The organism is Leptolyngbya sp. BL0902, from assembly GCF_016403105.1.
Classification (GTDB): domain Bacteria; phylum Cyanobacteriota; class Cyanobacteriia; order Phormidesmidales; family Phormidesmidaceae; genus Nodosilinea.
Map to the genome: position 1 here is coordinate 2,184,076 of NZ_CP046155.1, position 26,142 is coordinate 2,210,217.

Genomic DNA, 26,142 nt, shown 5'->3' on the forward strand with positions numbered 1-26,142 from the left:
CCCGCAAGGCCCAGCGATCTTCAACCGAGGGCCTTGCGGGCTTGGAGGGCAATCTGGAGAAAATCGGGGTCGAGGGAGGCGTGACCCTCCAAACCGCCAGGGACAGGGGCAGAATCTGGGGTGGAGCTTGGCGCGGTGGTGGTCATAGGGGTCATGGGTTGATCCAGCCAGAGCAGGTATTCGATATTGCCCGCTGGCCCCACCAAGGGCGACCAGGTGACGCCGCGATAGCTCCAGCCGAGGGTCATGGCGGCATCGAGAACGCTGGCGAGGGCGGCGGCATGATCCTTGGAATCTCGCACGACACCCTTCTTGCCGATGCGATCCCGCCCTACCTCAAACTGCGGCTTGACCAGCAGCACCACCTCGCGGGGGGGCACCAGCAAGGCCCAAAAGGCGGGTAAGACCTTGGTGAGGGAAATAAACGACACATCCATCACCCCAAGGTCGGGACGGGGATCGGTGGCGCTGTACAAATCGTCAGGGCTGAGGTGGCGCAGGTTGGTGCGCTCTCGCAAAATCACCCGGTTGTTTTGGCGCAGTTCCCAGGCCACCTGGCCATAGCCCACGTCAATGCCGTAGACCCGGCTAGCCCCGGCCTGCAACAGACAGTCGGTGAAGCCCCCGGTGGAGATGCCGCCATCGAGGGCCACGCGCCCTGCCACGGTGACGGGAAATTCCGCTAGCGCCTTGGCCAGTTTCTCGCCCCCCCGCGACACGTAGGGCGATTTTTCCTTCACCTGAATCTCCGCATCCTCGGCGACGGCGGTGCCCGGTTTGTCGATGACGGCGTGGTTAACCTGCACCTCTCCCGCCTGAATGAGGCGCTGGGCCTGCTGCCGAGAAGGACACAGCCCCCGCTCTACCAAAAGCACGTCTAACCGCTGCTTAGCCACGCCCCTGCCCCGCCTTGGCCGCCCGGATCTGGTGTTGCCGCGCCGCCACCTGCTCTAGGGCATACTTTACCCGATCCAGTCCGGCCTTGGTGCCTTGCTGCTGGTAGCCCTCGCTGGCCTGCACTAGGATTTGGACGGCTCGGTTGTCGTTCCCCAGGTTGGCGTGGGCGAGGCCGCCGTTATAGAGGGCTTCGGCGCAGGTGGGTTCGAGGGCGATCACCTGACTAAATTGGTCGATGGCTTGGGCGTAGCGCCCTGATTCAAAGGCTTGCACGCCCGCTTGAAAGTATTCCCGCGCCCGATCAGTCACGGGTGCGGACAACTCTTGCACCGGAGCGGGAAACAGTACCGTAGCCCCCAAAGGACGGCGATAGGCCACCAGCATCGACCCCATGCCAAAGCCCAGAATGCCCAGGACAACAACGAGCCAGGTAATCAATTCCGTTGACATGGAAGGGGACATCCTTAGGAATAAGGGTAGGGGATCTCGCGAAAAGCCCAAGCCAGACTGTTTTTGGCAAAGGCCAGCGGGAATCGGCAGCGCCGGGGATCTGGCCCCAGGAGGGAGGCTGTCTATCGTTGCTTAATCCGCCGTTGACCGCCAAACGGCATCGGCCACTCGACACACATCATACATTTCAGCGCCATCGTGGACTCGGATCATGTCGGCCCCGCCCGCAATGGCGGCACAGCAGGCCGCCGCCGTACCCCATACCCGCTGTTGGGGATCAGGCTGGTCAAGGATCCATCCAATAAAGCTTTTGCGCGATGGCCCCACCAGCAGCGGGCAGTCTAACTCGCGGAATTTGCCCAAGTTGCGGAGGATTTCGACATTTTGGGGATAGGTTTTGGCAAAGCCTAGGCCGGGGTCGATGGCGATTCGACTGGGCTTGACGCCTACGGCAATGGCGTCTTCAATGCGGCGCGCTAGGAATTCGTAGATGTCGCCCATGAGGTCGGGGTAGTCGGTGTGCTGCTGCATGGTGGCGGGGGTGCCGCGCAGGTGCATGAGCATCACCGGAACGCCTAGATCGGCCACGGTGGAGAGCATGGCCCGGTCGTAGGTGCCGCCGGAAATATCGTTGATCACGTCGGCCCCGGCCTTAACCGCCGCCCTGGCCACGGCGGATCGGGTGGTATCGACGGAAATCACGGCCTGCCGGAGAATCTCGTCCTCGTCGGCCCGAATGGCCTGGATCACCGGAATTACGCGGTTTAGTTCCTCCTCCCTAGAAATGGCCTCCGACCCTGGCCGGGTGGACTGCCCGCCAATATCGACGATGTCGGTGCCGTTGTGTACCAAATGCCGCGCCTGGGAAACGGCCCGCTCTACCGTGGCAAACTGCCCCCCATCACTAAAGCTGTCGGGGGTGACATTGAGGACGCCCAGAAGGTAAGTACGGCTGCCCCAGGCGAAGGTACGGTCGCGAAGTATCCAGGGGGTGGGCGTGGTGGGGGCTGACATGGAGCGGCGTCCGGGGTGAGGGCGAGGGGCAGAGGGGATTCTAGCACGCCCTTGGCACGCCACAACTCGCACCAGACACGGCCATTGTTCCCCAGAATTTCATTCTACCCCTAGCTTGCCAAGCGAGTTTGCGCGGCTAGGTGCTGGGTGAGGTAGGGAATGAGGTCGCGATTTTGGCTGTGTTCCGGGCCTTCGGTAAAAATCACTAGGGTGAAGGGATGGTGTCCGGGGATTTCAACGTAGGCGCTATCGTGGCGCACCTGACTGGTAAACCCCGCCTTAGAGTAAAGGGCGGCGTTGGTGGGTAGCCCTGCCCCAATAAACCCCGTCACCTGATCCTCCTCCGGGCTGGGGGGGCGTTCTAGGGTGAGATCTCGCCGCATCAGCGCCAGCATGGCCTGGGATCGGGCCGCCGACACCGCCACACCGCCCGCGATGCTGTGGATCAACCGGGCTACGGCATTGGTGGTTAGGGCATTGCGGTTGTCATAATGTTCGCCCACAAAGGCCCGCTCGCGGCCATAGGGGCCATCGCCCCAGGTTTTTTGGTTGAGGTTGGCCGTCGCCACCTCTGGCCACTGCAAAGACTGAAAAAAGCGATTCACAATATTGCGCTGATACTGCCAGGTTTCAAAGGGGCCGGGGGGCAGTTCGGGGCCGCTGGTGGTGCCAGACAGCACATCTACCACCAGGCTGGTGGCGTCATTGCTGGAGTCCACAATCATGTCTTTGAGGGCGCGGTCTAGCTCCGCTGAGGGGGGCACCATGCCCTGCTCTAGCCACTCGTGGGCCGCCACCAGATAAAACAACTTCACCACGCTAGCTGGATAGATTAACTCTACCCCCCGGTAGCTGGCTCCCCGGGGCGAGTGCTGCCAAAATTCGTGGGCACTAAGGGCACCGCCTGTGTTGGTCAGGTAGGGCGGATCGTAGACCACCCAGGTAACGGCGATTTGGTGGGGAGCGAGGGCCGGATAGGCCTCCCAAAGCTGATCTAGGGCCTGCTTTAGCCCTTGGTTGAGATCAGCATCGTCGGTAAAAAAGGTTTTCATGGAGCAACGGGCTGGGCCTTGAGGAGGAGCAGGAAACGTGACTGAGGTAGGGGCAATGAACCCCATCAGGGCGGATCGGGTCGGCGGGTTAGTACAGAATCGGGCTGTCCCAGGCGGGGACGGGATAGCCATTGCCCGACCGCTCTGGCAGGGCTGCGGGCACTCCCCGGTCAACCTTAGCCGCCTTGAGGCGATTTTTCACCAGGTTGAGATCCTGGTTGAGTTCGCGGATGCGGCGGGACAGCAGGCGAATAATGTTGACGGCAATGCCGGGGGTTTCGTCGATGGCGTCGTAGAGCTGCTGCTGGGTCAGCACCAGGCAGTCGCAGGGGGCAAGGGTGGTGACAGAGGCGGATCGGGGTTCGGCGTCAAACACCGACATTTCCCCAAAGCAGTCTCCCGCCTGGAACTGAGCCACCTGCTGCCCGCTGAGGTGGACGCTCACCTGGCCCGACACAATGATGTACATGGCCCGTCCCTCTTGGCCCTCGGTGATGATGGTGTAGCCCGCTTCAAAGTGAACTTCGTCCATAACCGGGGCCAGTCGCATCAAAAAGTCATCCCGCAGTTCCTCAAAAATGGGCACTCGGCGGATAAACAGCAGGCGATCTAGGCTGTTGAGGGTGGTGCTTGGCATAGAAAAATTAACGCCGACGGAGAAAAAGGCCGCAAACCGCTGAAACCATCCCAGATTAGGCCATCCCAGGTTAGGGCTCTGGTTCCAAATTATAGGTGTTGATCAGGTGGTTGACTTGGTTGGCCACCAATTCGTTGGGGTCGTGCTGCATCCGGGGCAAAATGTCTCGCAGGGCGCGGGGGGAGGCCACCGCAAGATAGGCCAGAACGGCCTCCCGCACAAAGCCCGTGGGGTGCTGGAGCAGGGCGAGGGTGTGTTCCGCCGTAACATTCCAGTGCTTGGCTTTGGCTAGGTGAAAACAACAGGCCAAGGCCCAGTCCGACAGAAGGCTCCGCAGATCCAGCAGTTGCCGCAGGCGATCTCGCGGCGACAGGGGCGTGTAGGCAATCAGCGGGGTTGAGAGGCTGAGGCGCTTGAGCTTGTCGGCGTCGGGCTGGCGATCTAGCAGAATGAGAATCGTGCGCTTGCTGGAAATGTCGAGGCAGTTATCGAGGATTTCTAGCCCCTTGGCCCAACTCGACACCGACCCGCTGAGGCTGGCCTGGGCCGCCTGCACCGCATTGGCTGGCGAGATAAACCGCAGCAGCATGAACAACCGCTCAATGGCGTCGATTTCCAGCCCCTCCAGGGCCGATAGCAACAGCCGTTCCTCCACAGTGGTGGCCTGACCGAGGTCGAGCTTGGCCGCCAGGATTTGGCCCACAAAGGCCAGTTCCGTATCCAGCAGATCCTCAAAGCCGCTACGCCCCAGCAGTTGATCCAAGGCGTTGTCAATCAGGCTGGATCGCTTCACCCCGGTTTCTTGGTAGAGCTTCAGCAAAATCCGCAGAATTTGGCGACGGGTTGGCCCCCAGGAACTCATCAAGTTTTGGATTAATAGCTCTAAGGCCCGCGAGGTACCGATGGCCCCAATCACCTGCCAAGACTGGTTTCGTAGCGCCTCTGGTTTATATTCATCGGTGGCCAGGGCCTCCAGCATGGGCAGGGCTTCATCTCCTAGGCGGGTGAGGGCATCGCTGGCGGCGGCGCGGGTCGATTTATACTGCAATGCCCGCAGGAGGGATGGGTAGTATTTTTTGTACTGGGTGGCGGCAATGGCCTCTAAAATGGCTCGCCGCACCCGCAGCGACGGATCCTGAAGCAGGTCGTCAATGTAGATGCTGAGGGACTCCATGTAATCGGCCTCCCCCAGGGCTTGGCAGCCCATCACCCGTTCCCGTTCTCGCTCATTCACCAGCATTTTTCGCAGCGTGGCCGTGGCCTCGGCACGGTCGTTGATATTGCCCCGGCGCAGCATCAGCGACGCCGCTGTCCCCCGCACCACCGCATCCACATCGGGGGAGAGGTAGGGCCGCAGCTCATTGATATCGTAGGTTTCCTGGGCCAGCCACACGTAGCGCAGGGCCAGTGCCTGCACCTCCGGGCTAATGCGGGGCTGAGTCAGGAGGGTGCGCACGGATTGGTGATATCGCGGATCGGGATGGTCGAGCATCACCTGAAGACTGTGTTGCTGAAGACCAGGGGAAAAGTTGGCCAGGTGAGGAGTCAACACCTCGCCCAGTTCCTTCGGCGCAATCTGACTCAGAACGTCGATATAGGAATGCTTGTCGGCTTCAGACTTGTTTTTTTCCAGCCCTTCCACCAGGTTCTTCTTCATCCCCCGTCGATCCCCGTCGGAGAAGGTGGTGAGACCCCGTTCGGCCCCCTGCACCAGCAGATTGAGGTAGCGGGTACGAAGCAGCGCCATCAGCCCAAACCACACCAGCCCCGCCACCACCGTTCCCGTCAGAAAAATTTGGGACTGAATGATGACATCGTCGAGGCCAATGCGGTTGGCCACGGCAATGGTGACGAGAATCGCCACCCCGGTGCCGCCCATGGCCAGGGGCTCAGCGATACCGCCCACCCAAGACTGCACCGTACTGCGTACCCGGTCGGGGATGGGCTGGAAGAGGACGGGGCGGGTGGTGGCCACTAGGGTATAGCGCAGCCACTCGTCAAAAAACTTGAGAATGACGAGGCCAAAGAAAAGGGCCTCTGCACCCCCCAAAATGGGAAAACTAGCGGCCAAGGTGAGCATACCTGCAACCACAATCACCGAAGGCAACACCAGGGCGACCGCAAATACCCCTTCCCGCTCAATGAGACGGCTGGAGGTAAACCATTGAGTAAACAATTCGATGAGCCCTAGCAAACCGCTAAAAATCCCCAGGAAGGCGGCAATAGCTTCAACTTCGAGGTTGCGATCTAGCTGCTGAAAAAACTGAAATTCAATGGAGAACAGCAGCATTTGGGCCAGCACAAAAAAAGAAAATAGCAGCACCACATACTGCCGCATGGCACCCTTTAGGCGCTGGCGAGATTGATAGCTTTCTACGTCCTGGGCCTGCCGTTTAGGCGAATCTGGAAAGGCGTGGGCATAGTTAACGCTGAGGTAGTAGAGAATCACGGTTCCCACAATCATGACGCCAAAGGACAGCATCATGACATTTTGAAGACCAATGAAACGCATTAAAATGGCTACCGAAAACCCACTCAGTACATCAGCAAGCAAATTGCCGCTGCTGATAATGGGAAAGGCTCGCTTAATCTCACGAATATTAAAAATTTGATTGGCCGTAACCGATAGGTTTAAGTCATTGAGGTTATAAATTGCCTCAATCCATAGTCTCAATAAAAAGACCGTTAAAAAGGTAAACGATTCTACTGATAAACCCCACAAAAAAATCGGGATCGGCAGGGCCATCAGGAGCGAAATTAAAACAATCACCCAGCGCAGGGGAAACAGCCGTTGCAGCCAGGAATAGACCACGCTCATGCCCAGCCCCACCCCGGCGCTGAAGATATAAATCCAGGGCAGGCGTGCCGCGCCATACTTGCCCAAAAACAGCTCCGCCGAACTGACTTCCAGCCACAAAATCCCCATGGATGTGGCGGTGTAAAAGGCAAACATCAACAGGGTGCGGCCCTGCTCGTCGGCGCGTAGGTTAATGAGGTTGAGGAAGCGTTCCCGCAGTCCTCGACGGGGTGAAGCGGGGATGGAAGATACACTCATGCCGTTGCAGGGAGGAAGTCTATGCCTAAGGATAGCGAATGGCCTGCGCCTAGGCGTCAAGGCGGCAACAATCTCCCATTTCCTGGGAATCGACGTCTCATACTGAGTCCGGCTTGCTTACCCCCAGTATCAGCGGGCGAGGAGACCGCTCCCCTCCGGTCTATCGAACTAGAGATCGGGGTTTTCTGGATCAGATTTGATATCGGTTTGATATCAGCCAGATCAGCCCTGGATCGCCGGAGGGTTAGGGTTGTCTGTTCAGGTGGGGCTGCTTCCTGCCATGGGCCATTTTCTAGAGGCCCAGTTGGTCATGCTTCTAGCAGACGGGCGAACAACAGGCTATCCATGCTGCAAATCCTCGGCGACCCGCTCGGCAAAGCCGCCCTGTAGCTCCAACCGATGGCTGCCAGGACACTGAAGCACACCAAGGGTAGCGCTATACTGGGCTAAGCTAAACTCATAACGACTTCGACTAGCCTGTTTCTCCCAGCTAGGCCACGGTCTGCCGCTCCAGCGTCTGGTTCCGGCCAATCCGGCGGGAATCGGAGACAATGGCTAAAGAGATCCTCTTAACGATTGCGACTCTACTCCTTTAACGATCCTTAACTGTTCTAACTATGACGGTCACTACTGTACACAACCCCCTCCTTCTCGGCACTGGGCTACCGCCCTTCGACCGTATCGAAACCGCCCATATTGTCCCTGGTATTAAAGCCCTGCTGGAAAACCTGGCGGCGGACTTTGCGGCACTCGAAGCCAGCGCCACCCCCACCTGGGATGGTTTGGTGGAACCCCTCACCCGCATTGAGGAGCGCCTAGGCTGGAGTTGGGGCATTGTGGGGCACCTGATGGGGGTGAAAAATAGCCCCGAGCTACGGGCCGCCTACGAAGAAGTGCAGCCCGCCCTGGTGCAGTTTGCCACCCAAATGGGCCAGAGCAAGCCCCTCTACGACGCCTTTAAGCAACTGCGGGCCAGTGCCGAGTGGGACAGCTTTGACCCGGCCCAGCAGCGGATTGTGGAAACCTCCATCCGCGAGGCGGAACTGTCCGGCGTGGGATTGGAAGGGGCCGAGAAGGATCGCTTCAACGAAATTCAGCAAGCCCTGGCGGAACTGACCACCAAGTTTTCCAACAACGTGCTGGATGCCACCAAAGCCTTCAGCCTTACCCTCACCACGGCGGAAGAAGTGGACGGCCTACCCCCCAGCCTGTTGGCCCTGGCGGCACAGCTAGCCCGTGACGCAGGCTCAGAGGGCGCAACCCCCGAAGCTGGCCCCTGGCGGATTACCCTAGATTTCCCCTGCTATGGGCCGTTTATGCAGCACAGTCGGCGGCGGGATTTTCGGGAACAGCTCTATCGCGCCTTTGTCACCCGTGCTTCCGAAGGCGATGTGAACAACAATCCCAACATCGAGAAAATTTTGGCCCTGCGCCACGAAATGGCGAACCTGCTGGGCTACAGCACCTATGCCGATCTCAGTCTGGCCCGCAAAATGGCCCCTTCCGTGGAAGCCATCGACAAGCTGATGGGCGAACTGCGTGCCGCCAGCTACGACACCGCCGTCAAGGAGTTGTCGGATCTGCAAGCCTTTGCCGCCGAAAAAGGAGCCGCCGAAGCCAACGCCCTCACCCACTGGGACACCGCCTTTTGGGCCGAGCGCATTCGCGAAGAACAGTACGGCCTCAATGATGAAGAACTGCGGCCCTACTTCCCCCTGCCCCAGGTGCTCGACGGATTGTTTGCCCTGGCGAATCGGATTTTCGATATCACCATTGCCCCCGCCGATGGCACGGCCCCGGTGTGGCATCCCGATGTGCGCTACTTTCAGGTGCTCAACGGCGGCGGCGACCCCATCGCCCACTTTTATCTCGATCCCTACAGCCGTCCTGCGGAAAAGCGGGGCGGAGCCTGGATGGATACCTGCATCAATCGGGGCAAAATTGCCGGACAGGTGCGCCTCCCCGTGGCCTACCTGGTGTGCAACCAAGCGCCCCCGGTGGATGGCAAGCCCAGCCTGATGACCTTCCGCGATGTGGAAACCCTGTTCCACGAGTTTGGCCACGGCCTGCACCACATGCTGACCCAGGTGGACTACACCGGGGCGGCGGGCATCAACAACGTGGAATGGGACGCCGTGGAACTGCCCAGCCAGTTTATGGAGAACTGGTGCTACCACCGCGATACCCTGCTGACCCTGGCCCGCCATGTGGATACCGGGGCACCCCTGCCGGAGGATCTGTACCAAAAAATCGTCGCGGCCCGGACGTTTATGACCGGAAGCGCCATTCTGCGCCAGGTGCGCTTTGGCTGGACGGACATTGAACTGCACCACCGCTATCAGCCCGACGGCGGCGAAACCGTGGCCGAAGTGAACCAGCGGATTGCCGCCCAGTCTTCGATCCTCAAGCCGCTGCCGGAGGATGCCTTCCTCTGCGCCTTCACCCACATTTTTGCCGGGGGCTATGCCGCAGGCTACTACAGCTACTTCTGGGCCGAGGTGCTGAGCGCCGATGCCTTCGCCGCCTTTGAGGAGGTGGGCCTAGAGAACGAGCAGGCCGTCGTGGAAACGGGTCGTCGGTTCCGCGATACCGTCCTCGCCCTAGGTGGTAGTCGTCACCCCATGGAAGTCTTCAAAGCCTTCCGGGGTCGGGAACCCAGCACCCAAGCCCTGCTGCGGCACCGGGGGCTAGTGGCGGCTTAGAACCGTGGGTTCTCCTCACCCAAAGTCCCGCTCCCATGGGAGCGGGACTTTGAACCCTTCTAGCTCCCCTCTCCTTGGGGGAGAGGGGCTGGGGGTGAGGGAGGCCAGGGTATCGAGCCACTGAGTTTAACTCGACCTGAGGTTCATGGGATCTGCGCCACAGAAACCGGGGGTTTAGCCCATTGATGACCCATCCTCGATCCCCACCTCCTTCACAGCGGTGGCAATCATCAACCCCCAAAAGAAGCCAAAGCGTTTGCGCTGGGAAGCGTTGACCTGCAACCCCGCCTGTTGAAAAAAAGATGCGAGTTCCTGCTGGGTATAGCAGTTATGGTGGGCGGGGTCGCGCCATTTCAGCCAGAGATCACAGAGGCGACACCACAGAAAATCTCGACACCAGTCCAAAATCACGATGCGTCCACCCGGTTTTAGCACCCGTTTCATATCTATCAGGGCGGCGACGGGATCGGGGAAATAGTGGAAGGCGCTGGCAGAAAGGATGACATCAAAGGTCTGATCCGCGTAGGGCAGGGCTTCGGCTTTGGCCACCTGAAAGCAAACCTGGGGCCAGGAAGCACATTTTTTGCGGGCCGTGGCAATCATCGCTTCGGCCAAATCAATGCCGTGGATCACCTGATGGGGCTGGACGGCAAGCTGAAAGCGCTCCAGTTCTCCGGTGCCACAGCCGACATCCAACACCTGTTCATCGGGGTGCAAATCGGCCCAATCGAGCAAAAACCGCAGGGTGGGGTGGGTGTAGTGCTGCCAGCGACGATCATAGTCCTGGGCCATTTGGTTATATTGCTGCTGAACCACGGGGGTCTTCATGGAAATCCTGGTTTAACGGGCTTTGCCTAACCTGTGCCTAGTCTGTGAGCAATTGCCCTCGGTATCCGGTGACGATGCGGCTACCGTCTTTGAAAATGTGGACTTCCAGTTGGTCGCTGGCCCAGGTGATGGCGTTTTTGAGGGCCGGGTTGAAGATGTGAACCCGCTGATTGCGCGACGACACTGGGGAATCTGGGGCATTCACCGCCTGAGATTCAACAAACGGCCCGTCAATCAGCAAATCCAGTTGATCCAGCAAATCCTGGGCACCGGGGGGCGCATCGGCGGATTGCAGTTTTTCGAGGGTGAAGCCCGTGAAAGACATCACGGTTAACCCATGGGCCTTTACCAAGGCCGCTAACTGGGCCAGGGCCGGAGCCTGCCAAAAGGGTTCCCCGCCGGAGAAGGTGACACCCTGGTTTTTGGGGTTGGCCAAAATACGCTCGGCTAAGTCTTCTATAGCCACAAGTTGATTTTCCTCGAAGCTCCAGCTTGCCGGGTTAAAGCAGCCCGGACAATGCAGCAAACAGCCCTGCACCCACACCACCGCTCGGCAACCGGGGCCGTTCACCTCCGATTCGTTCACGTAGCCCATGATATTGAGATGTCCGGCGGGGATGCGGCTGAGGGCATCGGGGGGAGTGGGGGGAGTCATGGTGAGAAGCGGGTGGGGAGTCGGGAATCGGGAGTCGGGAGTCGGGAGTCGGGAGTCGGGAATTACAAAGGCAGTGAAGGTGGAGGGAATGCAGGATTGGGGTTGATTCTAGCGAAAAGGTTACTTCATAGCCAAGCAGTGATTAATGAAGCGTAATGGGTCTGTATGGGCGATTGGGGTGCAGGCCCAGAGGATGGTAGCCGTTGCGACGGACCCCCCTACGCCAGTGGTAGCCTAGGGGCAAGTCTGATCGTCAATCGACCATGTCTGTATCCTCTCCCCCTCGCAGTCAGCGTCTTCTTGTGGTGGAACCCATCACCGCCGAAGCCTTTGCGCCCTATGGCCAGGTGATTTTTCCCAACACCGATGGAGCCCCCTTTGGCCCCGCCGATGCCCAGCTCGTCCTCAACCAGGGCATTCCGCGCTTTTACCTGATGACCCTCACCCACGCGGGCACCGAGTTTCACGCCCTTACCCGCCATCGCCGCTGCACCCAATGCCTAGGGGCGCTGGCCAATCAGGATTGGCTGATTGCGGTGGCCCCTCCCAGCGAGGCTGACCAGCCCGACCTTAGCGCCCTGAAAGGCTTTCATATTCCGGGGCACTGCTTCATCAAGCTGGCGGTGGGCACCTGGCACGCGGGGCCATATTTCACCCAGCCCAGCGTTACCTTTTACAATTTGGAACTCAGCGATACGAACCTCACCGACCACCAAACCTGTAATCTCGCCCAAACCTTTGGCCTCAGTTTTGTCCTCAAGGCACGTTAGGTGGGCGGTGTCCACCGTCTGATATTCGCTGTAGATGGGTCATGACTAACCTACGATTCAGTCTCGGATTGGGCATGAGAGCCAGGATCAAGAGGTTATCCGTGGGCGGTGTTCACCCGACGCTTTAATCTTCCTCGACCAGTTGCCAGCGGATGGTTTGGGCGGTGGCGCTGTTCAGTTCCCCCAGGCGCACCTGCACGGTCTCACCGATGATGGGGCCGAGGGCGGTGAGCAGGGCGCGGAGGTTGGGGGTACTGTCACCGCTGTCTACATAGACGCGCTCGGAGAGTTGGTTCAGTCGTTTCCAGGCGGTATAGAGTTTGGCGGCGGTTTGCTCAATCAGGGCGGCCTGGGCCACCATGTCGGCGGCGGAGTTGAGGCACCCAACTCGCAGGGCTTCCTCTAGGGCCAGTTCTAGGTCAAAGTTGCCGATTTCTAGAAGCTGTACCTGGTTAGCAGAGGCTAGGTATTTCGACAGATAACGCGCTTCGGCGGTAACTTGCTTGAGGGTATCCAGGTCGGGGTTGAGTTCGACTTCGGTTTTGAGGGTGGTTTGGTGGACGGGGGGAAGCTTTTCCATCTCCTTCACCAGGGGGGCAATGTAGCGGCTGGGGATGGTGTTGTTGGCGGCTTTTTCCCGCAGGGTTTCGGGGATGAGATCCGAGGTCATCGCCGCCCATTCGTTGGCCACTTGGCGCACTTCGCGGCGGGTAACGTGATCCCCTTTGCGGGCCACATCGCTGACCAACTGCTGCACCTCTGGGGCGGCTTTGGCGGTTTCCACAAAGGCCCGCTTGCTGAACTGGTTAACATCCTTGGGGGTCAGCATCCCCGAATCCAGGAGGTGATCGGCGCTGTCCGCCAGTTCAATCAGGTTATAGGCGTAGCTTTTGGTAATTTCGCGCTCCTTCAGCCAGTTGAGGAAGCCCGTACCCCGGCCATCGCCGCCCTGCTTTTCCCGGTCACGCACGGCGCGAAGAATGCGCCCCCGCCAAATATCCGTTTGCAGGTCAAAGCGGTCGCACACCTGCCAAGCCGCTTCCACCTGGCGGTTGAACTCGTAGTCCGAGATGCCCTCATCGTTGGGATCCGGGAGCTCAAAAGCCAACTCCTCCACCTGCATGGCCGACCGAATGGTCTCCGATGAGTAGGGGGTTGATGCTGTCATTCCGTTCTTGGCGCTTAACACAGGGTCTTTTTCTCCCACATTTTTTCCCATCCATGCGGCGATCCCCCTAGGGGGCGATGGCGGGGTGTGAATTAGTATAAAGCTAACCCCAGGGCCAACAGTGAACAAACTCTGGGGAAATGGCGCTACCCCTGGGATCTTGCGCCCTCCCATTAACGGTCAGACCTAGGTGAGGGAAGCGGAGGCGGGCCTTGTGGGGCGCTATATCTAGCGTAGCCCATCGGGTTGAGGGGTGTGGCCGTTCGTGGGCGTCGTGTCACAGTTGGTAATGGTGGAGAGTGCACAGTTGCGGGCGGTTCCCGGAAAAGGGCGAGTATCATACGGGAGTTGTCCTACCCCGTCCTGCCGCCATGTCCACCGATTCCACCACGGCCCTGGTGCTCCAGGCCCTCCAGTTCGCAGCCCTCAAACACCGAGACCAACGCCGCAAGGATGAGGCCCAGTCTCCCTACGTCAACCACCTGATTACGGTGGCTAACCTGCTGGCCAACGTGGGGGGCGTTACCGATCCCGTCACCCTGATGGGGGGCGTGCTGCACGACACCCTCGAAGACACCGCCACCACCCCCGCCGAGCTAGAAGCCGCCTTTGGCCTCGCAGTCTGCCAAGTGGTGCAGGAAGTGACCGACGACAAAAGCTTGCCCAAGGCCGAGCGCAAACGCCTACAGATTGAACACGCGCCCCATCGGTCTCACCATGCCCGCCAGATTAAACTGGCCGACAAGATTTCCAACGTGCAGGATATTGCCGTTTCGCCCCCGGCCACTTGGCCCCTGGAACGCCGCCAGGAATACCTCGCCTGGACAGAGCAAGTGGTGGCTGGATGTCGAGGTGTAAACCCCGCCCTCGAAGCTCTCTACGACCAAACCCTGGCCCAGGGGTGGCAGGCCCTAGGTCGATCCTAGGGCTGATCTGGGGCTTCAGTCGGATTCGGCGGGGCCTTAGGCCACCTTCTTTGCCAAGCGCCCCCCTTCATCGCCTTGGGTGCCGCCGTCTCATACCAAATCCGAGTTAGGAACCCCCGATTCCTACCCCCGCCAACGCTAGGGGCGATGTCTCCTCACCCGCTCAGGATACCGAGGGCAAACGAGCCGGATTGAGTATCAGATGCCGTCGTATCGGGTGCCGCTCTTAGTAGCAATGACGACCATCAGAATTAGGTCTGGCTTGCCCCTGTCCTTGGCGCATGGCCCCAAGGAGGGTGGACACCACCACACAGCGATGGCTGCGTCGGCCCCCAGCACCAACAACAGTGATGCGCCCTAGCTGAGATCTGACGTTGCCTTTATGGTCAAATCTCACGTAGTAAATGCCGCCACTCTGAAGCAGCGTATTATCTTCGCCTGCAAGGCCCACGCCTTCAATCAGGGGTATCCATTGCGTGACCCGAACGGCGGCGATGGAGTCGGGATGGCTCGCCCATTCCAGCCTGCCATTGCGTTCCCGCAGGCTAAAGCGCTGGGGCTGGCGCAGTTGGGAGGCATCCCACTGGGTGCGACGCAAAGCCTGATAGAGCATGGATTGGGTCATGTTGACGCGCCGCTGATCGAGAAACCCCAACCAACTGGGGAGGGCAATGGCCACCACAAGGGCGACCAGCGTTACTACAATGAGGCTTTCCAGCAGGGTGAAGCCCCCCTGGGGGAAAGGTCTTTGGGATGCTACACGCCTTGCCTGGACAGAAGCCCCAGGTGGCCGGGAAGGAAATGAAGCCATGGTGTACATTTACAAGTAGACGCCCCTAACTGGCCTAGGATGCCCGCCCCTGCTATGTTTGCCCCTGCTTTGCCATCCCCTCAGTCAATCGGCGTATCTCTTGGCGCATTCGGGTCTCTCCCCATCAGCAACGTCATTGCTCAGGTCACTCCAACCGCCTGGGTGGCTCCCCTCTACGGGCTGTTGCTGCTGGTAATGGTCGTGGGGGTTGTGGGGGCGGTGGTGCCTGCCCTGCCAGGGATTAGCCTCGTGCTGGGGGCCGTGATTGTGTGGGGCTTTGTGGTGGGCTTTAGCAGCCTGAAATGGGCCTTGGGGGTAACGATAGTTGCCACCGTGCTGAGCGTCCTGATTGACTACCTGGCTGGAGTTCTGGGGGCGCAGCGGGTAGGGGCAAGCACTTGGGGCCAAGTGGGGGCGTTTATTGGGATGTTTTTGGGGCTGTTTGGGCTGCTGCCCCTGTTGCCCACGGGCATTCCGCTGCTGGGTCTGCTGCTGGGCACGGTGTTAGGGGCTTTTATTGGCGAATTTCTGTACCGCCGCGAGCTGGCGCTGGGTCAACGCATGATCCAGTCCGGCAAAGTAGGGATAGCCATTGTGGTGGGCACACTGGTGGGCAATGTGCTCCAGGGAGTATTGGCGCTGATAGCTTTTGTCGTGTTTGTGGCGACGACCTGGCAAGGCGTTTGGGCGCTGATGTAAGCTCTCCCTAAACTTCCGTTCCTATTCCTAAGCAGAAATCGGCAGCGGCTACTCCATAGCGTCGCTTTGGACACCCTGGACGATGCGGGACAGTTCGCTCTTTTCGTCCACGGCAATGCGGGTGGGAGAACCGCTGATAATCCGCTCCAGGTTGCGGAAGGAGTCTTTAATTTCCGGGCCGTGGCTGCTGATGGTGTATTCCCGAATGCCCTTGTCGTGCCAGGAACCGCGCATTTTGAAAACGTTGATGGCGCGAGACATTTCGCCGCGTACCTCCACGTATTGCAGCATCAAAATCGTGTCGGTGATGGTGGAAATGTGGGACTCGGTGATGGAGTGCAGCCCCATGAACTGCTCGGTGGTGTTGGTGAAGAATCCGGTGATTTCCTCCTGCTTGGCAAAGCCCGTGACGCCAATCACAAACTGGCGGAAGGAGTTGTTGCTGACGCCGCGATCCAGGGCTGAAAGGGAGTCAATCGCCATGCGGGCGGGCTTGAACTGGGAAATCTCGGTCTTGATGATTTGTAGGTGATCTTCCAGGCCAGCGGATTCGGGGTAGGCGCAGATGATTTTGAGGAGGCCCTGCTGCTCCATGGCCTCAAAGTCGATGCCCCAGGAGTAGGCGTTGCGGGAGAGCTGGGCGCGGGATTCTTCGTAGGCAAACAGGATGGCCCGTTCTCCGGCCTTGCAGCCATCGACGAGGAACTTGCTGACCAGCAGGGTTTTGCCCGTACCCGTGGCCCCGGTAGCCAAAATGATGGAATCCTTGAAAAAGCCGCCGCCGCACATTTCGTCGAGGGTGGGCACGCCGGAGGACACCCTGGCATTGGAGGATCGCTGGGTCAATCGCATCGCTCCCAAGGGGAAAATGTTAACGCCGTCGTTGGTGATGGTGAAGGGATATTCCCCCTTCATGTGGGTGGTGCCGCGAAGCTTGAGGATTTCCATGGTGCGGCGGCGGCGTTCCCCTTCCAGGGCGTTGCGGACGATCACCACGTTGTCGGAAACAAATTCTTCCACCCCAAAGCGGGCGACGGGGCCGTATTCGTCCAGGCGTTCGGTGGTCATTACCGTGGTCACGCCCATCAGCTTAAGGCGGGCCACCAGGCGAAAGATTTCTCGCCGCACCACGGAGGCGGCATCGTACTGCTGAAACACCGCCGTCACCGAGTCGATGGAGACGCGCTTGGCCTTGTATTTGCGGATGGCGTACTGGATCCGCTCGATTAGGGCCGACAGGTCAAAGTTGCCCACCACATCCTGACCTTCCGGGTCGGGGGAGGCATCGAGGATGAACAGCTTGCCCTCGTCCACCAGCTTTTGCAGATTCCAGCCAAAGCTGTAGGCGTTTTGAATGATGTCCTCCGGCGATTCCTCGAAGGTGACAAACACACCGGGCTCGTCAAATTCGGTGATGCCGTTGTAGATAAACTGCACCGCAAACAGCGTCTTCCCCGTCCCGGAGGTGCCGCTGACCAAGGTAGAACGACCCATGGGAATGCCGCCATGGCTGATGTCGTCAAAGCCCTCGATCATGGTGCGGGTTTTGCGAACCCCCAAGGGCAGGGTAGAGGAGGGCAGATCGGGTTGGGCGTTGTCAGTCATGGGAAGGGCTTAGGGCAAACAGGAAGGAAGAGGCAAGGCCATCAGGGGTGAGCCATTAGCATACCGTGATCCGATGGGCTAGATCTGACTCACAGGGGCTGAGTTGCGGCTCAGCGACAAGGTCATGGTCGGTTAGTTGTAGATATCATCCTCACGGAGTTCATCGTAGAGAAGATCGAGGCCAATCAGCACCCGTTCTCGGTCGGAGAGATCGCCGATAATTTTCCGCACCGGGGGCGGCAAAATCTTTGAGAGGGTGGGGGTGGCGAGGATCTTATCCTCCTCCGCCAGCTGGGGATTTTTCAGCACATCAATCACCTTGAGGGCATAGACCCCCTGAAACTCTTGTTCGAGAATGTTGTTGAGGGTTTTGAGCGCCCGAATCGAATTGGGCGTATTACCCGCCACATAGAGCTTCAGGATGTAGGTTTTTTTGACGGCACTCATGGGCTTATGCTCTGCAAAGGAAGAACTAGGGAAACCTAGATTAGGGACGCCATTGATTATATCGGCTGAACTGAACTCGCCCTTATCCAACTCCCGCAGAACCACTGTCCGTGGATTTACTGACCCCGTTTTTGACTACAAAGAGGATGGTTGTGGCCTCAGCGGGTGGATAGGCTAGGGCTCTCTAGGAATAGAGCGGCGATACATTTCACAGAGGTGGGCGATCACATCAATCAGGGTGAGACGGTAATCCAGCAAAATTTCCTCACTGCGCCCCTCCAGCTTAAGCTGCTTGGAGAACTCATCCATCAAATCCATGTGCATTTCCACAATCAGCGATACCGAAACATCCGCCATGAAGGCTTGATTCACAAAGGCATCAATGTTGGGATTGAGGTTGGCGTCGTTGGAAAAATAACCCAGCACAATCTTGCGGTAGTCAATTTTGAGCTGGTTGAGAAGCGCGTCACGGTCAACCTGACTCATATTGCGGAGGAAGTATTCGGGATTACGCTTGTAGTAAACGCCAAGGTAGCCCAGGCGGGCCTTGAGCTTGTCGGTGAGACGCCCCTGCTGGGCACTCAGCAGTTCGGGAATAGCTGCCGCCGCCGCAATAGGCGGTAGGACAGGGCTGGCGGGCAATGCCAAAAACTGCTGAATGGCGCGGGTGATGGCGGCTTCCAGTTGGCCGAGGTGGTCGCTGGACAGAACCACAACGGCACTGTGGTAGACCTCGGCCCAGGGCTGGTGGGTCAAGCTATGGTCGGAGGGATCCGCCGCTGAAGCAACCACCACTACGGGCAGCAAAATGCCCGCCTCGGCCAAGGCGGGCAGCCAGGGTTTCAGCAGGGCATCTTCGGTGACGAGGCAGTCAATTTGAGCGCCTCGATCTCGCAACTGCACCAGACTCTCCTCCACGGTGGTGCCCAAGCACACCACAAATCGGTCGGGCGATAAAAGCTGCCCCGCCTCAGCCAGCGACTCCCGAGACCGAGCAAGGATATAGATCTGTAAGGGTGCAACCAAAGTAGCTAATCTGCTAAAAGAACGCTAAACCGTGAACGCCAGCCGCCAATGCTAGCCTGGGATGATAAGCCCAGGATTGAGTGGCTGTCAGAACGTTATCTTAGAGCCCGGCCAGGTCACAAATGTTGATATTTCTTAATTGTAAAGGCTGGTTGCCAGGATGTTGCCTGATTATTGCAATTTACAACCTCGCCAATAGAATCGTGATCAGGCCCATGGCTAGCCCCATCACCATCAAGGTGGGCCATGCTCCCACCGTCTTCACCCATAGGGCAGGCTGAGAATGGCGTCGTCGTCTTCGTCCCAGCCGTCTTCACCCCCTAGCCCAGAACCTCCAGCTTTGGGGCTGTGGCCTTGGCTGATGGCGGTACCCAGCTATCCACCCACCGCCACCCTCGCCCAGGTGGTGGCCGATCTGGCCCAGCGGGGAGGATCCCCATGGCCTAGCCACATCATTGTGGTAGACAATCATCAGCGCCCCCAGGGAGCTTTGGCCTTGGGCTGGTTGTGGGTGCGCCAGCAAGGGGAAGATCCCGCCGCCGTGGATCTTCAGGCTTGTTTGGCCCACCTAGAACCCGTGACCGCTATCCTCGCCGATACCGATCCTAACGACCTGGGGCGGGCGCAAATGGCTCTGTCTGCCTCCTGCTGGGTGGGAGTGGACGCCGAGGGCACCTATCGAGGCACCGTGAATCGGCTCGCCTTGGTTGATCAGGGGTATGGGCTGTCGGCGGGGCGGGCTGTCGATCACCGTCGGCTACGGGCCGCCTCAGATCAAGAGCAGCAGTGGGTCATGGCCATTGGCCATGCCCTCAAAAACCCCCTCACGTCCCTATTGGGGCTGTCTACCCTGCTGTTAGATCATCGGGTTGGCCCCCTCAACGACCGTCAGGCCCGCTATGCCACCTTGATGCGGCGGGCCATTCGCAAGCTGATCCGCCTTGTGAATCAACTGGTGGACTGGATGCGCCTGGAGGCAGGGCAAATTGACCTTGAGACGGAGACCCTAGACCTGCGAGCCTTAACGGAAACCCTGCTGCCTACATTTCTCACCAGTTGGCTGCCCGATGCCGTTGCCCCTCCGCCCTGGATGGCTACCTTTAGCTGCTCTCTGCCCGCCCACCTGCCTGCCCTCAAGGCCGACCAGCGACGGGTTCAGCAAAGTCTGTACGGCGTTTTGGGCTATCTCCTCCACCGGGGGGCTACCCCTCAAACCCTCACCCTAGAGCCTTGGGGTTCCTGGGTTGGGCTAACGATCCGAGCAGAGGCCCCGGATGCCGACGTTCCGGCATCCATCCCCTGGACTGTCACCCTGGGGGTCGAGGTAGATAGTTTAGAGACGTTGGGGTTGGCCCTGGCCCGTCGCCTTTGCCAGCAGCAGGGCGGCGACCTGGTGGGGTTCTGCTCTCCCCTCGATGGCTACCACATTACCCTCCTGTTCCCCCCGGATCGATCCCAGGCCGAGGCAAGGGCAGGGGGCGATACCGGACTGGAACACCTTGTCTTGTTGGTCAGCACCAATGGCAACCAAGTCAGGGCCCTCCAGGAATACCGCACCGACCAAACCATTCGGCTGCTGCTGGCTACCGGATGGGAGGAGGCCATGGACTTAGCTCAGCGGCTCACCCCATCCCTAGTGTTGCTAGATCAGCCATCCCTGGTAGATTTGCCGCCGAACCCCCTGGCCATTTTGGCCCAGATGATGCCCCGCCCTGATTCGCTGGTGATGGTGAACAGTGCCGATTCCCTGGCCTTAGCCCTAGCGACCCTGTCCAGACCATCCCCCGTCCGGGAGATAGTCCCGCCGCCTCTCCCAGCCACCCCTACCCCCAGTCCACCCACCCTGCTGATCTTGGCCTACCGAGGTCGATCTTCCCGCGAACCGGGCACCCTCGACACCGACTGGCAGGCTACCCTGCAACGACAGCGCTGCCGTTTGGTGCAGGCCGATGACCTGGTGCAGGCCAGACTACTCTGCCGGGTGTGGCAGCCCCAGGCCATTGTGCTGACGGGCGGCGAGGGCTTCACCACCGAAGACTGGGACTGGGTGGTGCAATGCCCAGAGCTGATGGAGCGGCCCTGGATCACCCTCTCAGCCCTGACTGGCCCTGTTCCGGCTGGGTTAGTGGTGGTGGATGGGGCCCAGATTCTAGCGCCCTCTACGCCGGAAGACCTGGTACATCTGATACAGATGCTTGAGACTACCCAAGGGTAAGATAGGATACTAAAAGCAACAATATTTAACGAAAACTAGCCCCATAAATTCCATCAACAGCGGCGATCTGAGAACCATGCCCCAACGATTCCCAGTCCCCTAGCCTCTGCTCGGTTCGCAGTTTAGGGACCTCCCAACTAGGGCCGTTGTGATCTCTGGATCTGGCGTTGGCAGGGCTGAAAAGTGCCTTGTTAACGCTGTCGTTGAGTCGTCTGGCTAGGTTGGCCGTTCCGCTCGGTCATTTTGCTTGGCACTTTAGTTTGGCAGTTTCGCACCAAGATTCTGTGAGTAATGATCGCGACTTCCAGTGTCAACCTACCGCCTACCAACGGTTGATTGACAGCTTGCCTGGGATTGTCTTCCAATCCGTCAATGACCATGACTGGTCCATGCGCTATCTCAGTGCAGGCTGTCAGCGGCTGACGGGCTATTCAGCGGAGGAACTCCTGGGAACAGATAATGACCTTACCTACAATCGCATCACCCACCCTGAGGATTTACCCCGCGTGATGGAGACCATTCGGAGCGACCTGGCGACCCACCAAACCTACGAAGTGGAGTATCGCCTGCTGCCCCGCAGCGGAGGCGAAAAATGGGTGTGGGAGAAGGGCATCGCGGTGCTCGATCAAACGGGCCAAGTGGTTCGCCTGGAGGGCTTCATTACCGACATTACCCCCCTCAAGCAGTCAGAGGCCGCCCTCCGCACCATCGAGCAGACCCTGCGGTCGCGGGAGTCCTTGCTGCATCTGGTGCTAGACAGCATCCCCCAGCCCGTCTTTTGGAAGGATCGCCAGAGTCGTTATCTGGGCTGCAATCGGGCCTTTGCGGCGGCAATGGGGGTGGCGGATCCCCAGGAGGTCGTTGGCAAAACGGACGCCGACCTAACGTTAGTCAGCGCCGAGGAGGCCGCCTACTACCAGGCCCGCGACCGCCTGGTGATGGATCACAACCAGCCCGATCTCCATTCCCTAGAGCCCCAATACTATGCCGATGGCCAGCAGCGCTGGATCGACTGTAGCCGTCTGCCCATGCACAACGACCAGGGTGACGTGATTGGCATCCTGGCCATTTTTGCCGATATGACCGATCAAGTCCTAGCCCACCAGGCGCTCAAGCTCCGCGAATCCTACCTGTCTACCGTGTCGGCGCTGCAACACCAGTTGCTCAGTTGGCAGTGGGACTGGGCCGATCCCAACCTGAGACGGGTATTTGCCACCCTGGGGGAGGTCTCCAAGGCCAGCCGCGTGTACTACTACGAACTGTTCCAAGACGAGACGGCGACGTTGCGACTGCGCCAGCGGTTTGAATGGTCAGCCCCTGGGATTCCGGCGACGTCGGATCTCCCGGCCTACCAAGTGATGCCTCTGGTGCCGCTGTTTGAGGACTGGTATCCCCCCCTAGCCCAGGGCCAATGCCTAAACCTCACCCAGGATCAGTTTTCGGAGCTTCAGTACCAGGCCCTCTCGCTGCCGCCCAGCAACGTTAAGTCCTTGCTGCTGCTGCCGTTGATCATCCAAGGGCAGTTACAGGGAGTGATGGGTTTTAGTCAGTGCGTGACCGCCCAAACCTGGGGCCAAGCCGAGGTGGACTTGCTTCAGGTGGTGACGGCGGATATGGCCCTAGCCCTAGAGCGGCAACAGTCAGAACAGGCCCTGCGAGCAGCGGAGGCCAAGTATCGAAGCATGTTTGAAAATGCCGTTGAGGGAATCTTTCAAACTACGCCCGACGGCCACTACCTAACCGCTAACCCCATGCTGGCGAAGATCTATGGCTACGATTCGGTGGAGGAGCTGATGGATCGCCTCACCGACATTGATCACCAGCTCTACGTCCATGCCCATCGGCGGCAGGAGTTCATCAATGCCATTGATCGCACCGGGGCGGTCATTGGGTTTGAGTCGGAGGTCTACCGAAAGGATGGCCGCATCATCTGGATTTCCGAATCGGCCCGGGCCATCTATGACGACCAAGGCAGCATCATGGGCTACGAGGGCACGGTCGAGGACATCTCCGAGCGCAAACGGGGTGAAGCTGAACTTCTGCGGCGAGACCAGCTCTTGCAGGGGGTGGCCCAGGCCAGTCATCGGCTGTTGGCGGCGGCCCACATTGATGCGGTCATCCCGGAGGTGTTGGCCATTTTGGGAGAATCGGCCAATACCGACCGGGCCTACATCTACGAGCACCATCCCCACTCCCAAACCGGGGCCGTGGCCATGAGTATGCGCTACGAATGGACCCGACCAGGCATTGCCCCCACCATCACCCAGCCCCACTGGCAGGACCAGGCCTACGAAACCCTAGGGGTGCAGCGCTGGTACGAGGCGTTTGCAGCCAATCGGCCCATCGCCGGTTTGGTGCGCCACTTCCCCGCCCAGGAGCAGACCCTGCTGTATCGGGATGACATTCTCTCGATTTTGATGGTGCCGATCTTCATCGACCAAGACCTATGGGGCTACATTGGCTTTGATGCCTGCCGCGAGGAATGGGAATGGAGCACCAGCGATGAGTCCATCCTCGTCACCGTGGCAGCGAGTTTGGGGGGCTTGCTGAAGCGCCAGCAAACCGAGCAGGAAATGTACCACCAGGCCTACCACGATACCCTCACGGGCCTGCCCAACCGCACGTTTTTCAACCAACACCTGCCCGAAGCCCTGAACCAGGCCCGCAACAGCGACCAAATGCTGGCGGTGGTGTTCCTCGACCTGGATCGGTTCAAAACCATCAACGACACCCTCAGCCACGCCGTGGGGGATTTATTGTTGCAGCAAGTCACCCAGCGCATCGCCAAAACCCTGCGGGCGGGGGATATTGTGTCTCGCTGGGGTGGGGATGAATTCACCCTAATTTTGCCCAATATTTCCAGCGCCGAAGACTGCGCTAAGGTGGCCCAGCGGATCGCCCATCAGCTCACTGAGCCCTTCTTGCTCGATGGCCACGAGCTCTATGTCACCACCAGCATCGGCATCGCCCTCTATCCCCACGATGGCGACGAAATGAGCGTGCTGCTGCAAAACGCCGATGCCGCCATGTATCGCGCCAAGGAACAGGGCCGCAACACCTATCAGTTCTACACCCAATCCCTCAGCACCGAAGTGAGTCAGCGGCTTCAGCTCGAAAGCTACCTGCACCATGCCCTGTCTCGCCAAGAACTGCTGCTTCACTACCAGCCCCAGGTCGATCTAGCGACAGGCAATGTGGTGCAAATGGAAGCCTTACTGCGCTGGCACCATCCCCAACTGGGCCTCGTCAGCCCACCAGCCTTCATTCCCCTGGCAGAGGAGACCGGGCTGATTATTCCCATTGGGGAGTGGGTATTGCGAAGCGCCTGCGCCCAGGCCATGGCTTGGCAGCGGCAGATAGGGTGCCCCATTCGGATAGCTGTCAACCTATCGGCCCGCCAGCTTCAGCACCCCGACCTCGTTGCCGTTGTGGCCTCAGTGCTGAAGGACACGGGGCTCCCCCCCCAGGATCTAGAGCTAGAAATTACCGAGACCACCGCCATGAAAGACGTCGAAGCTTCAATTCGGCGATTGCTGGCCCTGCAACGCCTGGGGGTTCGCATCTCCATGGACGACTTTGGTACCGGATACTCCTGCCTCAGCTACCTCAAGCAAATTCCCCTCACGGGCCTCAAAATTGACCGGGCCTTTGTGAAGGATTTGCCCACCAACGCCGCCGACCAAGCCATGGTGCAGGCCATCACCGCCATGGCCCAAGGGCTGGGGCTGAGTGTGGTGGCAGAAGGGGTCGAAACCCTAGAGCAAATGACCTATCTCCGTCGCTACCACTGCTACGTCATGCAGGGCTACCTCTTGGGCAAACCGCTCCCCGCCGCCACCGCCGCCCACTACTTAACCCATCGTTACGATTATCTCCAGCCTGCATCACCCCTGTCTCGCCTGCCATCGGCCTCCTAGCCTGGATTCTGGCCTTTGGCCCTCCCCTGCTGTGGATAGCCTTACTCTTCTCTCAGTGAAGAATTATTGAGGTATCACAAGTTACACGACTTCCCTTGGGAAGATTAAGGGGTGTAGAGGCCAGGGTTGCGAACGCGCCCTATAACATTCCATGAATAACGCACTCCTAGAGGCTATCCAAAAATCCGATGGTCGCTACCTGAACGACCAAGAACTGCGCTCCTTCGACGAACTAGCCGAGGCCTTTCAAACTCGCATCGCCGCCTACCTATACATCAAAGAGCACAGCAAAGAATTGGTGATCAATGCGCTGCGGCGGCTGATTCAAACCCCCCATCGGCAGGTGGTGCAAGAGCACGGAGCCCAGTGCCAGCGGGACATGATGTATACCCTGGAGTACATCGCCAAGGGCTTGCTGCTGCGGGATGAAGACGGCTTCATGGAAGAGTACCTGGTGTGGATGCAGAACATCCTCCGCGCCTTCCATCGTCAGGATGCCTGCGTTGTCGCCTACAAGCTGCTGAAGGAAGAGGTGCGTACCACCATGCCTGGAGATCAGTCCAACACGGTAATCCTCTACCTCGAAAAACTCATTGAAGCCCTTGATACTGGCATTTAAGTTGTATCAAATCATGCCTAGGAGTGGGTTCGCCCTAGGGCATACGCCTCTGCAAGACACCCAGCGGCAGGGAAAACGGCGGCGCTCCCCAGGTTGGGCTGCGCCGGAGGCCGGGGCTTAAAGTGGCGTTAACCCGGCAGGGCAAAGGGCGCTATAGAATGGCTGGCATAGGCTTCTGTTTGTACTATTCATCCATTGTTGAGAGGCGCTGCCATGCTGAATCCGGCCCACGCTATTGCGCTGTTTGCGAAGGCTCCCGATGTGCAGGTCTATAGAGCAGGGGACGTCATTTTTGAGATTGGCGCTGTTGGCCAAGTGATGTATGGCGTGATTGAGGGCGAGGTAGACATGCTGGTAAACGGCAAGGTCTTTGAGACCATTCAAGCCGGAGACGTGTTCGGGGAAGGAGCCCTGGTGCAGGATCCGCCCCTACGGGCCTCAACTGCCGTGGCCAAAACCGACTGTAAACTCGCCGCTGTGGATCAAACTCACTTCAAGTTTTTGGTGCAAGAAACCCCCCTCTTTGCCCTAGAGGTGATTCGCAGTATGTCTACCCGGCTGCGGAGTGCCAAGGCCAATCTCGCCTAGGATTTTGGGAGAAAGGCAGTGTTATCTCACGATTCAGCCGAAATTCCTCAAAACGAAAGAG

The 26,142-nt window shown here is 59.1% G+C and carries 22 protein-coding genes; 8 read left to right on the forward strand and 14 right to left on the reverse strand.

Annotation, left to right across the window (positions count from 1 at the left end):
* Positions 1–20: 20 nt before the first annotated feature.
* The 7 genes from GFS31_RS09750 to GFS31_RS09780 form a co-directional block, all read right to left on the reverse strand.
* Complete coding sequence (locus GFS31_RS09750) at positions 21–896, reverse strand: TlyA family RNA methyltransferase (RefSeq protein WP_198804663.1); 876 nt, start codon at positions 894–896, stop codon at positions 21–23.
* Positions 889–1,347 (reverse strand): tetratricopeptide repeat protein, encoded by a 459-nt coding sequence (locus GFS31_RS09755; protein WP_198804664.1) that lies wholly within the window; start codon positions 1,345–1,347, stop codon positions 889–891. Before GFS31_RS09755 ends, GFS31_RS09750 begins: the two co-directional genes overlap by 8 nt.
* Positions 1,348–1,479: 132 nt before the next feature.
* Positions 1,480–2,361 carry a dihydropteroate synthase gene (folP, locus tag GFS31_RS09760; protein ID WP_198804665.1) on the reverse strand — a complete coding sequence of 294 codons (882 nt, stop codon included), beginning with the start codon at positions 2,359–2,361 and terminating at the stop codon, positions 1,480–1,482.
* Between the two features lie 110 nt (positions 2,362–2,471).
* On the reverse strand, positions 2,472–3,413 hold the full coding sequence (locus tag GFS31_RS09765; RefSeq protein WP_198804666.1) for a serine hydrolase: 942 nt from the start codon (positions 3,411–3,413) through the stop codon (positions 2,472–2,474).
* An 88-nt stretch (positions 3,414–3,501) separates the two neighbouring features.
* The gene (locus GFS31_RS09770) at positions 3,502–4,050 is read right to left on the reverse strand and encodes a Crp/Fnr family transcriptional regulator (protein WP_198804667.1); all 549 of its coding nucleotides are present in this window, start codon (positions 4,048–4,050) and stop codon (positions 3,502–3,504) included.
* 70 nt (positions 4,051–4,120) lie between these two features.
* Positions 4,121–7,105, reverse strand: coding sequence for an MFS transporter (locus GFS31_RS09775; protein WP_198804668.1), 2,985 nt, complete (start codon positions 7,103–7,105; stop codon positions 4,121–4,123).
* A 339-nt stretch (positions 7,106–7,444) separates the two neighbouring features.
* Positions 7,445–7,657, reverse strand: coding sequence for a hypothetical protein (locus GFS31_RS09780; protein WP_198804669.1), 213 nt, complete (start codon positions 7,655–7,657; stop codon positions 7,445–7,447).
* Positions 7,658–7,722: 65 nt separating this feature from the next.
* Here GFS31_RS09780 and GFS31_RS09785 point away from each other — a divergent pair, with 65 nt between their 5' ends.
* A complete protein-coding gene (locus tag GFS31_RS09785; RefSeq protein ID WP_198804670.1) occupies positions 7,723–9,807 on the forward strand; it encodes a M3 family metallopeptidase in 2,085 nt (694 codons plus the stop codon).
* A gap of 174 nt (positions 9,808–9,981) precedes the next feature.
* Here the strand turns inward: GFS31_RS09785 and GFS31_RS09790 are convergent, their stop codons facing one another.
* Positions 9,982–10,635 carry a class I SAM-dependent methyltransferase gene (locus tag GFS31_RS09790; protein WP_225907360.1) on the reverse strand — a complete coding sequence of 218 codons (654 nt, stop codon included), beginning with the start codon at positions 10,633–10,635 and terminating at the stop codon, positions 9,982–9,984.
* Positions 10,636–10,672: 37 nt separating this feature from the next.
* Positions 10,673–11,290, reverse strand: coding sequence for a 4Fe-4S single cluster domain-containing protein (locus GFS31_RS09795; RefSeq protein ID WP_198804671.1), 618 nt, complete (start codon positions 11,288–11,290; stop codon positions 10,673–10,675).
* 263 nt (positions 11,291–11,553) lie between these two features.
* Here GFS31_RS09795 and GFS31_RS09800 point away from each other — a divergent pair, with 263 nt between their 5' ends.
* Entirely contained in the window at positions 11,554–12,060 is a 507-nt protein-coding gene (locus GFS31_RS09800) for an ureidoglycolate lyase (protein WP_198804672.1), read from the forward strand.
* 124 nt (positions 12,061–12,184) lie between these two features.
* Here GFS31_RS09800 and GFS31_RS09805 read toward each other — a convergent pair whose 3' ends face one another.
* A complete protein-coding gene (locus GFS31_RS09805; protein ID WP_225907361.1) occupies positions 12,185–13,228 on the reverse strand; it encodes a hypothetical protein in 1,044 nt (347 codons plus the stop codon).
* Positions 13,229–13,599: 371 nt separating this feature from the next.
* Between GFS31_RS09805 and GFS31_RS09810 the strand changes: the two genes are divergently transcribed.
* A complete protein-coding gene (locus GFS31_RS09810) occupies positions 13,600–14,154 on the forward strand; it encodes an HD domain-containing protein (RefSeq protein WP_198804673.1) in 555 nt (184 codons plus the stop codon).
* A gap of 226 nt (positions 14,155–14,380) precedes the next feature.
* On the opposite strand, the gene GFS31_RS09815 is transcribed toward GFS31_RS09810, so the two are convergent.
* A complete protein-coding gene (locus GFS31_RS09815; RefSeq protein ID WP_198804674.1) occupies positions 14,381–14,965 on the reverse strand; it encodes a Tfp pilus assembly protein FimT/FimU in 585 nt (194 codons plus the stop codon).
* 54 nt (positions 14,966–15,019) lie between these two features.
* On the opposite strand from GFS31_RS09815, the gene GFS31_RS09820 reads away from it, so the two are divergent.
* Positions 15,020–15,664: a DUF456 domain-containing protein gene (locus GFS31_RS09820; protein ID WP_263974822.1), complete on the forward strand. Its 645-nt coding sequence runs from the start codon at positions 15,020–15,022 to the stop codon at positions 15,662–15,664.
* 48 nt (positions 15,665–15,712) lie between these two features.
* Here GFS31_RS09820 and kaiC read toward each other — a convergent pair whose 3' ends face one another.
* The 3 genes from kaiC to GFS31_RS09835 all read right to left on the reverse strand — a co-directional run bounded on the left by kaiC (position 15,713) and on the right by GFS31_RS09835 (position 18,742).
* Positions 15,713–17,269, reverse strand: coding sequence for a circadian clock protein KaiC (kaiC, locus tag GFS31_RS09825; RefSeq protein ID WP_198804675.1), 1,557 nt, complete (start codon positions 17,267–17,269; stop codon positions 15,713–15,715).
* Between the two features lie 132 nt (positions 17,270–17,401).
* Complete coding sequence (gene kaiB / locus GFS31_RS09830) at positions 17,402–17,716, reverse strand: circadian clock protein KaiB (protein ID WP_198804676.1); 315 nt, start codon at positions 17,714–17,716, stop codon at positions 17,402–17,404.
* Positions 17,717–17,890: 174 nt separating this feature from the next.
* On the reverse strand, positions 17,891–18,742 hold the full coding sequence (locus tag GFS31_RS09835; protein WP_198804677.1) for a circadian clock protein KaiA: 852 nt from the start codon (positions 18,740–18,742) through the stop codon (positions 17,891–17,893).
* A 283-nt stretch (positions 18,743–19,025) separates the two neighbouring features.
* On the opposite strand from GFS31_RS09835, the gene GFS31_RS09840 reads away from it, so the two are divergent.
* From GFS31_RS09840 to GFS31_RS09855, 4 genes are all read left to right on the forward strand, one after another.
* A complete protein-coding gene (locus tag GFS31_RS09840; RefSeq protein ID WP_198804678.1) occupies positions 19,026–20,957 on the forward strand; it encodes a sensor histidine kinase in 1,932 nt (643 codons plus the stop codon).
* 284 nt (positions 20,958–21,241) lie between these two features.
* On the forward strand, positions 21,242–24,874 hold the full coding sequence (locus GFS31_RS09845) for an EAL domain-containing protein (protein ID WP_225907362.1): 3,633 nt from the start codon (positions 21,242–21,244) through the stop codon (positions 24,872–24,874).
* Positions 24,875–25,025: 151 nt separating this feature from the next.
* Complete coding sequence (locus GFS31_RS09850; protein WP_198804679.1) at positions 25,026–25,493, forward strand: hypothetical protein; 468 nt, start codon at positions 25,026–25,028, stop codon at positions 25,491–25,493.
* Between the two features lie 213 nt (positions 25,494–25,706).
* The gene (locus tag GFS31_RS09855) at positions 25,707–26,081 is read left to right on the forward strand and encodes a cyclic nucleotide-binding domain-containing protein (protein ID WP_198804680.1); all 375 of its coding nucleotides are present in this window, start codon (positions 25,707–25,709) and stop codon (positions 26,079–26,081) included.
* The last annotated feature ends 61 nt before the right edge of the window (positions 26,082–26,142 follow it).

Coding starts and splice junctions, on each gene's coding strand:
- GFS31_RS09785 (WP_198804670.1), top strand. CDS start 7,723: ATGACGGTCACTACTGTACACAACCCCCTCCTTCTCGGCACTGGGCTA.
- GFS31_RS09770 (WP_198804667.1), bottom strand. CDS start 4,050: ATGCCAAGCACCACCCTCAACAGCCTAGATCGCCTGCTGTTTATCCGC.
- GFS31_RS09820 (WP_263974822.1), top strand. CDS start 15,020: ATGTTTGCCCCTGCTTTGCCATCCCCTCAGTCAATCGGCGTATCTCTT.
- GFS31_RS09810 (WP_198804673.1), top strand. CDS start 13,600: ATGTCCACCGATTCCACCACGGCCCTGGTGCTCCAGGCCCTCCAGTTC.
- GFS31_RS09840 (WP_198804678.1), top strand. CDS start 19,026: ATGGCGTCGTCGTCTTCGTCCCAGCCGTCTTCACCCCCTAGCCCAGAA.
- folP (WP_198804665.1), bottom strand. CDS start 2,361: ATGTCAGCCCCCACCACGCCCACCCCCTGGATACTTCGCGACCGTACC.
- GFS31_RS09755 (WP_198804664.1), bottom strand. CDS start 1,347: ATGTCAACGGAATTGATTACCTGGCTCGTTGTTGTCCTGGGCATTCTG.
- GFS31_RS09775 (WP_198804668.1), bottom strand. CDS start 7,105: ATGAGTGTATCTTCCATCCCCGCTTCACCCCGTCGAGGACTGCGGGAA.
- GFS31_RS09795 (WP_198804671.1), bottom strand. CDS start 11,290: ATGACTCCCCCCACTCCCCCCGATGCCCTCAGCCGCATCCCCGCCGGA.
- GFS31_RS09855 (WP_198804680.1), top strand. CDS start 25,707: ATGCTGAATCCGGCCCACGCTATTGCGCTGTTTGCGAAGGCTCCCGAT.
- GFS31_RS09805 (WP_225907361.1), bottom strand. CDS start 13,228: ATGACAGCATCAACCCCCTACTCATCGGAGACCATTCGGTCGGCCATG.
- kaiB (WP_198804676.1), bottom strand. CDS start 17,716: ATGAGTGCCGTCAAAAAAACCTACATCCTGAAGCTCTATGTGGCGGGT.
- GFS31_RS09790 (WP_225907360.1), bottom strand. CDS start 10,635: ATGAAGACCCCCGTGGTTCAGCAGCAATATAACCAAATGGCCCAGGAC.
- kaiC (WP_198804675.1), bottom strand. CDS start 17,269: ATGACTGACAACGCCCAACCCGATCTGCCCTCCTCTACCCTGCCCTTG.
- GFS31_RS09800 (WP_198804672.1), top strand. CDS start 11,554: ATGTCTGTATCCTCTCCCCCTCGCAGTCAGCGTCTTCTTGTGGTGGAA.
- GFS31_RS09850 (WP_198804679.1), top strand. CDS start 25,026: ATGAATAACGCACTCCTAGAGGCTATCCAAAAATCCGATGGTCGCTAC.
- GFS31_RS09815 (WP_198804674.1), bottom strand. CDS start 14,965: ATGGCTTCATTTCCTTCCCGGCCACCTGGGGCTTCTGTCCAGGCAAGG.
- GFS31_RS09765 (WP_198804666.1), bottom strand. CDS start 3,413: ATGAAAACCTTTTTTACCGACGATGCTGATCTCAACCAAGGGCTAAAG.